Origin of the sequence: Variovorax atrisoli 110B (genome assembly GCF_000382045.1) — a bacterium.
Classification (GTDB): Bacteria; Pseudomonadota; Gammaproteobacteria; order Burkholderiales; family Burkholderiaceae_C; genus Variovorax; species Variovorax atrisoli.
This window is the reverse complement of sequence record NZ_KB907462.1, coordinates 150,329-164,172: the sequence shown is the minus strand read 5'-3', so window position 1 is coordinate 164,172 and position 13,844 is coordinate 150,329. Positions and strand designations below refer to the sequence as shown.

The 13,844-nt window shown below is 68.6% G+C and carries 15 protein-coding genes; 7 read left to right on the top strand and 8 right to left on the bottom strand.

Annotated elements, in window-relative coordinates; all coding sequences use genetic code 11:
- Window positions 1–312 precede the first annotated feature (312 nt).
- Window positions 313–1,314 (bottom strand): LysR family transcriptional regulator, encoded by a 1,002-nt coding sequence (locus G369_RS0128460; RefSeq protein WP_019657469.1) that lies wholly within the window; start codon window positions 1,312–1,314, stop codon window positions 313–315.
- Between the two features lie 193 nt (window positions 1,315–1,507).
- Here G369_RS0128460 and G369_RS0128455 point away from each other — a divergent pair, with 193 nt between their 5' ends.
- Window positions 1,508–2,257: a glucose 1-dehydrogenase gene (locus G369_RS0128455; RefSeq protein ID WP_019657468.1), complete on the top strand. Its 750-nt coding sequence runs from the start codon at window positions 1,508–1,510 to the stop codon at window positions 2,255–2,257.
- A 69-nt stretch (window positions 2,258–2,326) separates the two neighbouring features.
- On the opposite strand, the gene G369_RS0128450 is transcribed toward G369_RS0128455, so the two are convergent.
- Together G369_RS0128450 and G369_RS36515 are read right to left on the bottom strand one after the other, a co-directional pair.
- Window positions 2,327–2,707 (bottom strand): hypothetical protein, encoded by a 381-nt coding sequence (locus G369_RS0128450; protein WP_019657467.1) that lies wholly within the window; start codon window positions 2,705–2,707, stop codon window positions 2,327–2,329.
- Between the two features lie 203 nt (window positions 2,708–2,910).
- Window positions 2,911–3,198 carry a hypothetical protein gene (locus G369_RS36515; protein WP_019657466.1) on the bottom strand — a complete coding sequence of 96 codons (288 nt, stop codon included), beginning with the start codon at window positions 3,196–3,198 and terminating at the stop codon, window positions 2,911–2,913.
- 176 nt (window positions 3,199–3,374) lie between these two features.
- Here G369_RS36515 and G369_RS0128440 point away from each other — a divergent pair, with 176 nt between their 5' ends.
- A complete protein-coding gene (locus tag G369_RS0128440) occupies window positions 3,375–3,746 on the top strand; it encodes a response regulator (protein ID WP_019657465.1) in 372 nt (123 codons plus the stop codon).
- A 69-nt stretch (window positions 3,747–3,815) separates the two neighbouring features.
- Here the strand turns inward: G369_RS0128440 and G369_RS0128435 are convergent, their stop codons facing one another.
- From G369_RS0128435 to G369_RS0128420, 4 genes are read right to left on the bottom strand one after another with little or no spacing between them, the layout of a single operon-like run.
- Window positions 3,816–5,591, bottom strand: a complete 1,776-nt coding sequence (locus G369_RS0128435; protein ID WP_026346712.1) for a carboxylesterase/lipase family protein — start codon at window positions 5,589–5,591, stop codon at window positions 3,816–3,818.
- Window positions 5,591–6,568 (bottom strand): Bug family tripartite tricarboxylate transporter substrate binding protein, encoded by a 978-nt coding sequence (locus G369_RS0128430; protein WP_020723330.1) that lies wholly within the window; start codon window positions 6,566–6,568, stop codon window positions 5,591–5,593. Before G369_RS0128430 ends, G369_RS0128435 begins: the two co-directional genes overlap by 1 nt.
- A gap of 37 nt (window positions 6,569–6,605) precedes the next feature.
- Entirely contained in the window at window positions 6,606–7,892 is a 1,287-nt protein-coding gene (locus tag G369_RS0128425) for a DUF1254 domain-containing protein (RefSeq protein ID WP_019657462.1), read from the bottom strand.
- Between the two features lie 36 nt (window positions 7,893–7,928).
- Entirely contained in the window at window positions 7,929–9,155 is a 1,227-nt protein-coding gene (locus G369_RS0128420; protein WP_019657461.1) for a CaiB/BaiF CoA transferase family protein, read from the bottom strand.
- A gap of 91 nt (window positions 9,156–9,246) precedes the next feature.
- Here G369_RS0128420 and G369_RS0128415 point away from each other — a divergent pair, with 91 nt between their 5' ends.
- From G369_RS0128415 to G369_RS0128395, 5 genes are all read left to right on the top strand, one after another.
- Window positions 9,247–10,209: a LysR family transcriptional regulator gene (locus G369_RS0128415; protein ID WP_019657460.1), complete on the top strand. Its 963-nt coding sequence runs from the start codon at window positions 9,247–9,249 to the stop codon at window positions 10,207–10,209.
- Between the two features lie 268 nt (window positions 10,210–10,477).
- Window positions 10,478–11,377 carry an AraC family transcriptional regulator gene (locus G369_RS36510; protein WP_165924543.1) on the top strand — a complete coding sequence of 300 codons (900 nt, stop codon included), beginning with the start codon at window positions 10,478–10,480 and terminating at the stop codon, window positions 11,375–11,377.
- A complete protein-coding gene (locus G369_RS36505) occupies window positions 11,374–12,144 on the top strand; it encodes an AzlC family ABC transporter permease (RefSeq protein ID WP_020723329.1) in 771 nt (256 codons plus the stop codon). Before G369_RS36510 ends, G369_RS36505 begins: the two co-directional genes overlap by 4 nt.
- Window positions 12,141–12,464, top strand: a complete 324-nt coding sequence (locus G369_RS0128400) for an AzlD family protein (protein WP_019657457.1) — start codon at window positions 12,141–12,143, stop codon at window positions 12,462–12,464. The genes G369_RS36505 and G369_RS0128400 overlap by 4 nt, the downstream gene beginning before the upstream one ends.
- A gap of 64 nt (window positions 12,465–12,528) precedes the next feature.
- Window positions 12,529–13,017, top strand: coding sequence for an aminoacyl-tRNA deacylase (locus G369_RS0128395; RefSeq protein ID WP_019657456.1), 489 nt, complete (start codon window positions 12,529–12,531; stop codon window positions 13,015–13,017).
- A 45-nt stretch (window positions 13,018–13,062) separates the two neighbouring features.
- Here the strand turns inward: G369_RS0128395 and G369_RS0128390 are convergent, their stop codons facing one another.
- Window positions 13,063–13,815, bottom strand: coding sequence for an IclR family transcriptional regulator (locus G369_RS0128390; protein WP_026346711.1), 753 nt, complete (start codon window positions 13,813–13,815; stop codon window positions 13,063–13,065).
- Between the last annotated feature and the right edge of the window lie 29 nt (window positions 13,816–13,844).

Sequence of the window (13,844 nt, the reverse complement as noted above, 5' to 3'; positions counted from 1 at the left end):
ACATTCCCGAAGCCGCCCTCGAGGCGGCTTTTTCATGCGTGAGCCGCCGCCCCGAGCAGGAGTGCTGCAGCCATGACCCAGTCTTGCCCGCTTTCCTGAGACCGTCGGCTCGGGCGCGCCCTGCCCCGCGAATCGACCTAACGGGTGAATCGATCAGCTCAACAGGCTTGCATCCGTCGGCGCCTTGAGAAAGGTCACCGCGAACGCGGCCCGCTCGAAGCCTCCATCACTCGCCGTTGGCGCATGACAGTTCGAGAACCCGAGCGCGGCAGGCAGCACACAGGCGGTGAAAGCTCTGTATGCGCACTCGGATCACTGGACCGGACGCTGGCCAGCGCCCGTCACGTGCCGCGTGCGTGCCCCCGAGGAAGAGGCGGAGGACGAGGATGCCGTATCGGCAAGGGACCTTGCGCCCTTCAGCCGCGAAGGAAAAACCTCGACCACCCAATCGATGAAGACCCGCAGCCGATGGGTGACATGCCGGGTCTGCGGGTAGACGACATGGAAGGGATAGGGCGCCGGTCGCCAGGGTTTCAGGATCTCCACCAGCGAGCCGTCGCGCAGCGACGCATCGGCCGCATAGGTGAATGTCTGCACGATCCCCAGACCGGCCACGCAGGCGGCCAGGTGTGCGTTGCTTTCGTTGACGCCCATGCGATGCTCGACCTTGATCTCGATCTTCTCGCCGGCGCGCTCGAAGCGAAACGGCATGGCACGGCCCGTCTGGCTGGACACATAGCTCACCAGGCGGTGGCCGTTCTTGAGCTCTTCCGGGTAGGCGGGCGTGCCGAACTGCTTGAGATAGCTTCGCGTGGCGCAGGTGATGAGCTCTGCATTGCCCAGGTGCCGGGCCACGAGCGATGAACTGTCCAGCGGGCCGCCGCGGATCACGCAGTCGACGTTGTCGCCGATCAGGTCCACCGGGCGGTCGGACACGCCCAGGTCGATGCGGATGTCGGGATAGCGCGCCACGAAATCCGGCAGCAGCGGAATGAGCACGTCGCGCGCGGTGGAGCCGCCGACGTCGATGCGCAGATGGCCGCGCGGCCTGCCTCGGGCGAGATTGAACGAGGCATCGATGTCCTCGAGGTCGCGCAGGATGCGCGTGCACTTGGCGTGGTAGTCCTGGCCTTCGGGCGTCACCGTCACGCGGCGGGTCGTGCGCTGCAGCAGTGACACCCCGAGATGGGCCTCCAGCTCGCGCACCAGCTTGCTCACCGTGGCGATGGGCATGTCGAGTGAGTCGGCTGCGCGCGTGAACCCGCCGGCTTCCACCACGCGGGCGAAGGCGCGCATCGCCAGCAGTTGGTCCATGGGCACTCCTTGCTGCGGAACAAGCCCTCGATTATCCATGTACATGGATAGTCATTCCATTCCGCGCCCTTTTTCATTCAATGAGCGAAGCCTACATTTCCTCCATGCCCCAGCGAAGAGCCGCTGCAGAAGTGCAGCGGAACGTCGCGAGACATCGATTCCATCCTCATCCATTCACGAAACGGAGCACACCATGAACAAGCAACTCGAAGGCAAGATCGCCCTCGTCACCGGCGGCAGCAGCGGCATCGGCCTCGGTGCCGCGAAGGAACTCGCGGCGCAGGGCGCGCGCGTCTTCATCACCGGCCGTCGCCAGCAGGAACTGGACGCGGCGGTCGAACAGATCGGCTCCTCGGCCACGGCGCTGCGCGCCGACGCATCGGTGCTGTCGGACCTCGATGCCGTCTATGCCCACATCGCGAAGACAGCCGGGCGGCTGGACATCCTTTTCGCCAATGCCGGCGGCGGCGACATGATGCCGCTGGGCGCGATCACCAAAGAGCACTTCGACCGCATCTTCGGCACCAACGTGCGGGGCGTGCTGTTCACGGTGCAGAAGGCGCTGCCCTTGCTGAGCAACGGGGCCTCGGTGATCCTCACCTCTTCCACCACCTCCATCCAGGGCACGGCCAGCTTCAGCGTCTACAGCGCGAGCAAGGCGGCGGTGCGCAACTTTGCACGCTCCTGGGCCCTGGACCTCAAGGACCGCGGCATCCGCGTGAACGCCGTGAGTCCCGGCCCGGTCCGCACGCCCGGCCTGGGCGGCCTCGTGCCCGAGGAGGCGCGCCAGGGGCTCTTCGACCACCTGGCATCACAGGTGCCACTGGGCCGCCTGGGCGAGCCTGGCGAGATCGGCAAGGCCGTCACCTTCCTCGCTTCCGACGCCGCGAGCTTCGTCAACGGCATCGAGCTGTTCGTCGACGGCGGCATGGCGCAGGTCTGAGGCGGCCCTGGCACCCGGAGTGTCCCAGGGCGAACGCGTACGCGCCGTCGGCATTGGCGCGACGCCCGCCTAACTCGCGCTGAAGATGTCTGCGAACGCCTGGAAATCCCAGCGGCCGTCGTTGTGCGTGTAGACGGCCGTGAACTCGTTGTTCACGCCCCGGGACCAGAAGTGCAGCCCGAGGCGTCCTCGATAGAGGATGACCTGTGCCAGGTCGGCATCGATCTCGCCGAGTGCGTCGACCATCGCATCGATGTGCGGCAACACGGCCTCCAGCGTGGGCATGACCGCGCGCTCCAACTCTTCTCGATCAACGGCATACACCTGAACCGTGACCTCGTTCTCCGATCCGCGAAAGAGATCGGCGTTGAATTCCCGGCGCCCCTCGGAGTCGGGCTCGTCATCGGCTGGGTGGAAGCCCTGCTGGCGAAGTTCGGCGAGATAGTCCATCGGTGATCGCAGAGTTTGTACATGGAGTGATCCCCGAGGACGTTACCGCAGTTCTCCCGGGACCGAGTAGGTCGGCTGCGACGTGTCGAAAGATGAGAAGTGGGCGCGGTCGAGAAACGACGTGCATTCGTGCTTCATGCCGAGCTCAGGGCACATCTGGAGCCCGTGCCGCGCACCGCAGGGGCACAGCGGCTCGCGAGGCGCTACGCGGTGGAACGCCTGGACAGCTCTTCGCGCAATGTCTCGTTCACCTTCTGGAGGTCGGCCGCGGATTCACTGAGCTGCTTCTCGAGCTGCTCGGTCCGCTCGACGGCCCTGTCGACTTCCGGTGTCAGCGTTTCCTTGGGAATGTCGCTGTTGAGCACCGCGTGCACCACGGCCAGTTCTTCTGCAACTTCCTGAACGGCATCTGTCGCCTGCGTGTTTTCTTGCAGGGCCTTCTGGATTCGCGAAGGATCTTCCTGCGCAGGCTTGGAGGTCTGGGATGTCATGCGGCTCCTCGGCGTTCAACACTCCCTGATCCTATTCAAAAGAGGCCGAAGGTAAAGACGGGCAGGCCAAGTCGCGACGACGGCCTACACGCCATGTGAGACTTATAGGTACCAATTGCGGGCAGTCAGTCCTATTGATGCCCACAACCTCATCTGCGCTTCCCCGCGCCACCGTGATGCCGCTTTCCACCGTGCTCGTCGAGGACAGCATCACGATCAGGGAAAACCTGATCCCCGCCTTGGAAGAGCTCGCGGACGCCGAGGTCGTCGGCGTTGCCGAAACCGCGACCGAAGCCGTCGCGCTTCTGGAAGACCTGGGCGATGCCTGGCAGTTGGCGGTGGTCGACCTGTTCCTGCGGGAGGGATCCGGCCTGACGGTGCTGCGAGCAGGTCAGGACCGCCGTCCGCACCAGCGCATGGTGGTTCTCACGAACTACCCGACGCCTGAGATGCGACGCCGGTGCGCGGAGTTGCGCGCCGACGCATTGTTCGACAAGTCCAGGGAGCTGGATCTGTTCTTCGATTGGTGCAAAGGCATTGCGCCCTGAAAGACCGATCGCCGGCCGCCACGCAAATCCCGCCGGCCGAGCGCCAGTCGATCTCGAGGGTCCGCGTCTTCACGGCGTGCGCACGGAGATCACCTTCCGCATCGGCCCCGCATCGAAGACCAGCCGCGACGGCCACGCCGGCCAAACCACGCCCAGGGCCGGATCGTCCGGTCTGCCCTGGCGGGCGAAGGCGCCGAGGCTGCGCATCATCGCGTCCGAGAGCGCGAGCCGGCCCGGCGCGTTGGCACGCGTGAACGCGAAGCGTGCATACAGCGACGGGCCGAAATTGCCGAACACGAAGGGCAGATCGAAAGTGTGGGCGGCGCCGAAGATCCGGTCGAAGGGCGCTGGCAACTCGTCCCACTCGAACTCGTAGGCCCACACGGCCTCCTGCCGCGTGCGCAATGCATTGAGCATGTCGTCGCGGATGGCTGCGAACCAGAGACGATCGAGCTGCGCGGCGCGTGCGTCGAAGCCGGTGGCCGGGGTGTCCACCGGCAGGAAGGCCGCGGGAATCCATTGGGCCACCGTGGTCTGCGGTGGGGCCTCCGGGTCGTAGCGCCATGCAAGGGAGAACACCTGCGCGTCGCTCAGCAGCCGGCCGCTGCGGCCACCCAGGTCAGCGCTCAGCGCGAAGAGTTGGGGAAACAGCTTGGTTTCGTCGCGCGTGTGGCCGGCGAGCACGGGCACCCGCAGGTAACGGCGTTCGCGCACGGCGGCGATCGGGTCGGAGGCCAGCACCCAGCCGTCGGGGATCGGGTTGGAGGCGGCCATGCCGCGAGCGGTCAGGCGCGTGCGCACCACCTCGAGCAAAGCATCCGGCGCAAGCGTGCGCAGCCATTCCGCCGTGGATGCGGCGCCTTCGGCGGCAACAAGGCGACGCGCCTGTGCTTCGTCGGCCGCGCGACCAGCGGCGACCAGCGCATTGAGCACCAGGGCCTCGCCGCGCGCGGCCCACACGGGCGCGGGCAGCACGGCGGGGATGCCGCCACGCGGCAAGGTTGCCGCCGTCGACAGGCCGCCGCTCATCGCCACGACGCGATGAAACAGCGGCTGCGGGCGCGCCGCCACCATCGGGGAAGTCAACAGCGCATAGACATTCACCGCGCCGGCCGATTGCCCCATGAGCGTGACGCGGTTCGGGTCGCCGCCGAATGCCGCGACGTTGCCGGCCACGAATTCGAGCGCCTTGGCGATGTCCAGCAGCGCGAAGTTGCCCGAGTCTTCGTCGCGCCGGCCGGTCTTGAGGGCTGCAGCATCGAGGAAGCCGAAGATGCCCAGGCGGTAGTTGACCGAGATCACGACGGCGTCCTCGTGGCGCGCGAGTTCCGCGCCGTCGTACACCGGGTCGGCCGTGTAGCCGGTGATGTTGCTGCCGCCGTGCACGAACACGATCACCGGCCGCGGCGCGGTGGCGCGCGACGCGGGCGTCCAGATGTTGAGATACAGGCAGTCCTCCGAGCCGACCGTGCGGCCCAGGGCAGTGCCGACGGTTTCGTCGTAGCGGTTGTTCAAGCCCGGGCCGTAGAGCCGCTGCGTCTGCACGCAGGCCGGCGCGAAGGCGGTCGCGCGCCTTGCGGCGGTCCAGGGCTGCGGATCCTGCGGCGCACGCCAGCGCAAAGCACCGACCGGCGGCTGCGCATAAGGCACGCCCTTCCAGCTCCAGGTGCCGTTCGCGGCCGCGTCGTCGAGCCCGATGACCGGCCCGTAGCTCGTCAGCCGACGCAGTCCGCCGCCGTCTCCCGGCGCAATGGCCGCGCATCCGCAAAGCAGCCCCGACGCCAGCAGGACGATCAGGCCGGCAAGCCTGGCCGGCCCGCCGGCGATGCGAAACAGCGTGCGCATCATTCGGCCGTGATGTGGGCGGCTTCGATGATCTGCGCCCACTTGCGCGTCTCGCCAGCCATGAAGGCGGTGAATTCCGCAGGGCTGCTGCCACGCAACTGCAGGCCCACGGCCTCGGCCTTGCGCCGCACGTCGGCATCGGCCAGGGCGGCCCGGAGATCCGCGCTCAGGCGACCGATCACGTCGGCCGGCGTGCCCGCGGGCGCGAGCAGGCCATACCAGCCATAACCCACCACGTTCGCCAGGCCTTGTTCGCGCAAGGTCGGCGCGTCGGGGTAAAGCTGCGTGCGTTCCTCGTTGGCCACACCCAGCACGCGCAGCTTGCCGGCCTGGATGTGGGGCACGGCGGTGGAGATGGCCGTCAGCGTGCCGTCGATGCGGCCGGCCAGCAGTTCGGTGTAGGCGGGCGCATCACCGCGGTACTGCACCACGATGCCCTTCACGCCGGCCGCGCGCAGCAGCAGCTCGGCGGTGAGATGCGGCGCCGAGCCGGCGCCGGGGGAGCCGAAGGTCGCGCCCTTGGGGTTTTCCTTGGCGTAGCGGATGAATTCGGCCAGCGTCTTGTACGGCGCCTGCGCGTTGACGACGAGGAACAGCGGCGCGATGGCGGTACTGCCGATCGCGGCGAAGCTCTTGTGCACGTCGTAGGGCAGGTCCTTGTAGAGCGCCTCGCCGATGGCGATCGGCGCGGCCGCGTGCAGCAGCGTGTAGCCGTCGGGCGCTGCCTTGGCCACGTAGTCGTTGGCAATGCGCGTGCCCGCGCCGGCCTTGTTCTCGACCACGATACCCTGGCCCAGGCGGCGCGAGAGGTAGTCGCCGAGCACGCGCGTGAGGATGTCGTTCGACCCGCCGGCGCCGTATGGCGAGACCATGCGGATCGGCCGCTGCGGCCAGGGCTGCGCGAGCGAAGGCACGCTCCAGGGAAGTGCGAGCCCGGCGGCAGCCGAGGCGAGCACGTGTCGGCGTTGGATGGCCATGGTGGTTGTCTCCGTCGTTGTTGTGGGTGGCAGGGACTCAGAGCGCGCGGATCGGGGGGTAGTCGAACCGCAGCGCGAGATGATCGGCTCCGGGCTGGTACAGCCGCAGCACGACATAGAACGGCTCGCCGGCCGGCGCCGGCAGCCAGTTCACGCCGGGGCCCGGATCGTCGGCCTGCAGCCGGATGGCCAGGCCGCCGTCCGGCTCGTGGCGCAGGCCCGGCGTGCGGTCGCCGATAGAGTAGCGGTCGATGGGGTTGGCCACGAACAGGCAGTCGCTGCGCCGGTACATCGTGAGCGACCAGAACGCATCCACCTGCGGGCCGCGCCCTGGCGCGAAGCGCAGTTCGTAGCGGCGCCCGCCATGCAGCACGTGGCCGTCGGCGCCCACCTCGGCCGTGGGGTACATGGCTTCTTCCACGCCGAGCGCACCGATGAAGTTGCGGGCGATGCGTGCGCGCGTGAGGTGGTCGTCACCCCAGTGCGTACGCACCATCACCGGGATGGCCCAGCCGCCGCCCAGGTCGTGTGGCTGGCCCGCATGGCGCAGTCGCTCGTACACCGCGGGCAGGGCCGCCTCCAACATCGCGGTCGGTGGCGGCCAGTCGAGCGATTCGCCCGCCGGCGGCGGATTGCGGCGCAGCGCCTCGTCCACCACCGCGCGGAAACGCGATGGCTCCGGAACGCGCGTGTCCAGGCCGTCGATCCAGGTGTCGACGCGCATCGCCGCGTCGCTGCCGTCCGGACGCACGATGCGCAAGGCGGCCTGGCTCGCGCGCACGCGCTGCGCGTCGGCACCGTCGTCCTCCACCAGGAGGCGGCCGATCAGCCAGACGTCGCTGCCGCCCGCCGCGACCTTGTGCGTGATGCCTTGCGGCACCTCGCCATGCCAGCCCGGCGCATGCACCAGCGTGCGCTGCGGCCGGTTGCCGGTGGTGCGACGCCCGACGTATGCGAAGGGGTTGGTCCAGGCGTCGAGCAGGCCCAGCGTCCAGTAGCGCTCACCCATCTCGGGCGACTCGACGACCACCGGGCCATCGGACAGGTCGAGCCAGGCGTTGCTGTAGACCGTGTCGTTGTTGGGGCTCACGACCTCCTTGTCCTGGGGTCCGAGACGGCGGTGCGTATGGGTGAACTGGTTGACCCAGCGCATGCGCGAGTCCCGCTCGGGCGCCGCAAAGCCCAGGACAGGATGCCGGCGCGCGGTGGTGGCCGCCCGCATGCGCATCATCTCGTAGAGCGGCAAGGTCTGGATCACTGCGGCTTCGGTCGCGGTTTGCGCGTCGGCGGCCGAGTCGATGGCCGCATCGGTATGCATGGTCATGGATTTCTCAAACGGTCGAAGGGAGCGCAGCCGCGCTCAGGCCACGGCGCCGATGCCGTGCAGCCGCGCGATCTCGTCGGCGTCGAAGCCCAGCGCCCCGAGCACGCGGTCGGTGTCCGCGCCACAGGCAGGTGCCGCGGACGGCGTCGGCCGCGGTGCGTGGCCGAGCGTGTAGGGCAGCGCGAGCGAGGCATAGCGGCTGCCGTCGGGCGCCACGGCGTCGACCAGCATGCCGCTGGCCTGCACGTCGGCGCTGTCGAGCACCTGGCGGTAGCTGCGCACGGCGCCGACCACGATCTGGTTGCGGCTGAGCAGCGCCACGCACTCCTCGCTGGTGAAGGAAGACAGGCACTCGCGCAGCACGCCGCGCAGCGCCTCGCGGTGCTGCACGCGCAATGCGTTGGTACGAAAGCGCGGATCGCTTGCCAGCGCCTCGCGGCCCATCACGCGGCAAAAGCGTGCCCAGTGCTCATCCGCGTACGCCGACAGCACGATGTGACCGTCGCGCGTCGGCACGACCTCGGCCGCGGGTGCGTTGTGCGGCTGCCCGTCGCCGATGCGGGTGGGCTCGGGCGCGCCACCGAGGTAGTCGCACCAGGTGGTGGCCTGCAGGTGCATCGCCACTTCGAGCAGCGAGGTGCGCACGGTCTCGCCGCGGCCGGTGCGTGCACGCGCATACAGGGCCGCCAGCACGGCCTGCGCACCCAGGTGGGCCGCCGCCGCATCGATGACGGGAACGCCCACCTTCTGCGGCAGGCGGTCGGGCTCGCCGGTCAGCGACATCAACCCGCTCTCGGCCTGCGCCGCGATGTCGTAGCCGGGCCGCAGGGCCGAAGGCCCCTGAGTGCCGAAGCCAGAGATCGACAGGAAGACGATCTGCGGAAAGCGCGCGCGCACCGTGTCCGGTCCGAGCCCCAGTGTCTCGATGGCGCCCGGGCGCAGGTTCTGGATGACGACGTCGCTGGCCTCGATGAGACGCCAGGCGACGGCCAGGCCGGCCTCGCTCTTGAGGTCCAGCGCTATCGAGCGCTTGCCCCGGCTGTAGGCGCGGATCATCGACTCGCCATAGCGGCCGATGTGCCTGGCCTGGTCGCCTGCGAGCGGCTCGACCTTGATCACTTCGGCGCCGAGCTCGGCCAGCACCATGGCCGCACCCGGACCGGCGATGTACTGCCCCAGGTCGAGGACGCGCACACCTTCGAGCGGAGCCGCGGGGCGGTGGACCTCCGTGCTCGTGCCTGTCTCTTTGTTCGTGGAATTCATCGTGCGGACCTTATCGGCCTGGGCGATTCTTGAAAATTCGATAATCGTGAGGGAGTGATCACGAATCGAAATCGCCAACCGGAGACCTCCCATGGACAGCAAGACCGACCATCTGGTGCGCAAGCTGCGGTTGCGCCACCTGGAACTGCTCGTCGCGCTGTCGGAAACGGCCACGATGCGCGGCGCCTCCGCGCGGCTTCACCTGAGCCAGCCGGCGATCAGCAAGATGCTCGGCGAGATCGAGTCCTGCTTCGGTGCGAGGCTGTTCGAGCGCAGCCACCAGGGCATCCATGCCAACGCCCTTGGGGCCGGCGCAGTCTTCCACGCCCGCGCGGTGCTCAACCAGCTCGAGCGCGCCACCGAAGACGTGGAGGCCATGCAGAGCGGCGCGTTGGCCATGCTGCGCATCGGCGCGCCCTCGGTCACGGCGACCGTGCCCGCCGCCGTGGCGGCCCTGCGCCGGCAGATGCCCGGGGTGTCGGTGCAGCTGCGCGAGGGCCGCGTGCAGGAACTCATCCAGCGGCTGCTCGAAGGCGAACTCGATGGCGTCTTCGGCGCCGTGACGCCCGAGCTGCTGGCCGGAGACACCGCGCGCCTGCTGGAGCCGGTGGTGATGCTCAAGGACGAGCTCTGCGTGCTGACTGCGAACGCCAACAAGCTCCATCGCCGCGGACGGCTGCGGTGGGCGGACCTGCAGGCGGCGGCATGGATGGTGCCGCCGAAGGAAACGCTCGTCCGGCAGGCCTTCATGACCGCCTTTCTCGACGACGGCGTGACGCCGCCCGTGCCGGTCATCGAGGCCATCTCCTCGGTGACCATCGGCACGCTGCTGCGCCACGATCCCACCCTGGTGTGCGTGGTGCGCCGGGAGCACGCGAGCGATGAACTCGCACGCGGCGGGGTGCGCCGCCTCAACGTGACGCCGAAGATGCCACTGCCCTCCTTCGGTCTTTTCTTCCGCCGGGACGGCCTTCAGAGAAGCGCCGCGATGCTCGCGTTCGTCGAGGCGGTGCGGCAGGCCAGCGCGCGCCGGGCAGCCTCGGACGAACGCTGAGGCTGGGCGGGCGACCCGGCAGCGAGAAGCCTCGCCGGAGCATCGGCGATCGCCGCGAGCGGCGAGATCGATGGCGGCTGGCGGGGGACTTCCAAGAGTTCTTCTCCGTGAGGGGCCATCCGATTGGGCGCGCTTCCTTCTTCGCCACTGCGCTGCCGCGCGAGAACCGGCGGGCGAGCGTTGCGAGTCTCGACTATCGGGCCCTATGCCGGATAGGCGTGTCAATTTTCTTCAAGACAGGCGTTTACTGCACTGCAAGAATGGCTTCATGCGAGAAGACGCACATCCTGAAGAAAAAGCGGCGACGGGAGCCGCCAGCCGCGGAGTGCGCGAAGCGGCCGGGGATGAGGCGCGCTTCTTCACGTCCGGGTGCATGAGCGGCGAGGAACGAGTGGACTGCCTGACCGCGACCTTCAGAAAGCATCGGTATGCCCTGCATGCACACGAGACCTTCGTGATCGGGGCCATCACCTCGGGCTGCGGCACCCTGTGGCTCCGGGGCACGCGACACCGCGCCGGCCCGGGGGACCTGACACTGCTGAACCCCGAGGATGTGCACGACGGGGTGCCTCACGACGCCGGGGGCTACAGCTATCGGGTGACCTACCCTTCGGTGCCGCTCGTGCGACGCCTCGCGGCCGAGATCACGGGCCACGATGTCCAGCCGCATTTCCGAAGCCGCGTGACCCGGGATCCTGGCGCTGCCGTCCGCCTGGTGGCAGCGCACCTGGCCCTGGAGAACTCCGGCTGGTCGATGGGCACGGAAGAAGCGCTGCTGCTGGCCTACGCCTGCTGCCTCGAGCGGCATGCCGAGCGCTTCCGCCCCGAGACCCTGCGAGGGCGGGAGCAACGGCGGGTGTCCAGGATCAAGTCGATGCTGGACGACCAGGCCATGTCGAACGACGTGGCCCTGGCCGACCTCGCCGGCGAAGTCGGCGTGAGCCGGTTCCACCTGATCCGCATCTTTCGCAACGAAGCAGGGACCACGCCGCATGCCTACCTGGTCGGCCGCCGCATCGAGGCGGCGAAGCGCCGGCTTCGCCGGGGAGAAGCGCCGATCGCCGTGGCGTCGGCCACGGGCTTCGCCGACCAGGCCCACCTGACGCGGGTCTTCAAGGCAAGGGTGGGCGTGACTCCCGGCGCCTACCGTGACGGGGTGTCGAAATGAGGCCGAGCGAGGGCCCCGCCTCTTCCGCTGCAACACCCGATCGCCGAGCCTCCACGCTCGTCGCGTTCGCCGAGGGCGCACGGGACATCCTGCCTGCGGTGACGGTGGCGATTCCGATCGGCCTGCTGCTCGGCGCGCTATGCAGGTCCAAGGGCATCCAGGCCGCGGAGGCCGGATGGATGTCCCTGCTCGTGAATGCGGGGGCATCGCAGTTCGCGGCCGTCCAGCTATGGGGCAGCGACGGACCGAGGCTCGGGCCGATCCTGCTGTCCACCCTGTTGATCAATGTGCGCCACGCGCTGATGAGCCTGACCCTTGTTCCGAAGTTCGCAAGGGCCGGCATGACCCGCCTGCGCATGTGCGTGGCGCTGGCCTTCCTTACCGACCCGACATGGGGATTCGCCGAGCAGCGCGCGCGTGCGGGCCGGCTCATCACCTGGTCTTATTGGATGGGCCTGGCGCTCGTCTTCACTGCCGCGTGGACCGGTGCGACGATGGCCGGCGCGTGGCTGGGCGCCTATCTTGGCGATCCCCGGCAGATCGGCGCCGACTTCGCGCTGGCGGCCTTGTTCATCGGCATGACGGCCAGGTTCTGGACAGGCTGGCGGCGCACGGGTTTCGCGATCGCCGCCAGTGGCCTGTCGTCGGCGGTCGTGTTCCACACGCTGGGCGCGCCGTGGCACGTGATGGCCGGCGCCGCGGCCGGCATCGCGGTGGCCTACTTCGCGGCGCCGCCGCAGGCCGCACAGGAGCCGCAGTCCACATGACAGTCCACGCGACCACCCTCGAAGCGATCGTGGCGATGGCCTTCGTCACCTATCTCACCTGGGTTGCCGGCATGCTGCTGGTGAGCGGGGATCGAACCGCCCTTCGCGGCCGCGCGCAAGCAGCAATGGACGCCATACCGCCCGTCATGTTCGTGACGATCATCGCGCCAACCCTGCTGGTCACCGGGTGGCCGGAAACGCTCGCGGGCCTGCTTGCGGCCGCAGCCTCGATGCGCCTTCCGCTCCTGGGAACGATCATCGTGGGCGTCGTGGCGGTGGCCCTGCTGCGTCTTGGCTTCGGCATGGCAGCTGTCCCATGAGTATGCGAATGCACGGCAACGGCACCAGCCCGCCGCGGCGCCACAGTTCCTCCAACCCCATGCGATGAGCCCCACCATACGCGCCTTCCTGACGTCGTGCGATGCGATCTTCGAAGTGCACAGCCACGCCCCCGTGGTGAGCTTCAGCGACGCACGGCACCTGCTTCCCTTCGACCCCGATGCCATGGTCAAGAGCCTGGCCTTTCGCCTGCCGGGAGATCGCTACGCGATCGCCGCCATGCAGGCGCCCGAGCGCGCGGACTACAAGAAGATCGCCGATGCCCTGGGCGTGCGGAGGGCGGACCTGCAGATGGCCACCGACACGGAGCTGGCACAGTTCCTCGCGATGGTCCCGGGCGGCGTCGCGCCCTTGCCAATCAATGAGGCGCAGGTGGTGATCGACTCCGGAGTGACCGCAATGGAAACCATCTATTGCGGCACGGGGCGAAATGATTCGACGCTTCAGATCCGTAGCGCCGAACTCCTGCGGGTCAGCCGCGGTGTGCTGTGCGACCTCGTCAAGCGAGGACCGCTCACGCCTTCCGGAAACTGATCAGCGCGCATGGTCCATGCTCAGCGGGCCCGAGATCGACGCGGGCTAGGCGAGCCGGCTCCCGATGCGCGACGCCCCCTCGGTGACCAGTTGGACGATCTTGTCGAGATCGACGATGGCCAGGCGCGAGGTGTCGAAGACCAGCGAGATCGCAGCCCATGCGCCGCCATCGGCCTTGAGTATCGGCGCGGCCACCGCCGCGAGCTGGGGCTCGAGTTCGCCGATGGAAACGTAGTGGCCTGCCTTGCGGATCGCCGCATAGCCTTTGCGGAATTCGCTCCAGTCGGCGGGCAGGCCGCTGCGAACGATCTCGTCGTGGCGCGCGTCGAAGACCTTGCGCAGTTGGGCCGGCGTGAAATTCGCCAGCAGCACCTTCGGTGCGGCACCCTGGAACAGCGGACGGGGCCGTCCGCGTCCATAGGCCAGCGTTGCCGGAGCGCCGCCCATCTCGCGGTGGGTATCGAGCGCCTGCATCCCGAAAAGGCCTGAGAGCACGCAGTCGAAGCCGGTGGCCGCGACCAGCTCGCGCATCACGGGAATGCCCTCGCGCAGCACCGGGTCCGCCTTGCGGATGTAGTGGTCGAGCAGGATGATGCGCGGCCCCAGCGCGTAGTGGGAGTCCTCCACGCGCTGCAGCAGGCCGGCTTCGAGCAGCATGCGCACGTAGCGATAGCCCGTGGGCAGCGATACGCCGAGCGCCACCGCGATGTCGTCCGCCGTGCGCGTCAGGTGCGTGTCGTCGAAGAGATCGAGAACACCCAGCATGCGTCCCAGGCTGGACATGGATTTTTCCGGCACGTGATTTCCTCCAGAATGCCATGCCGCGG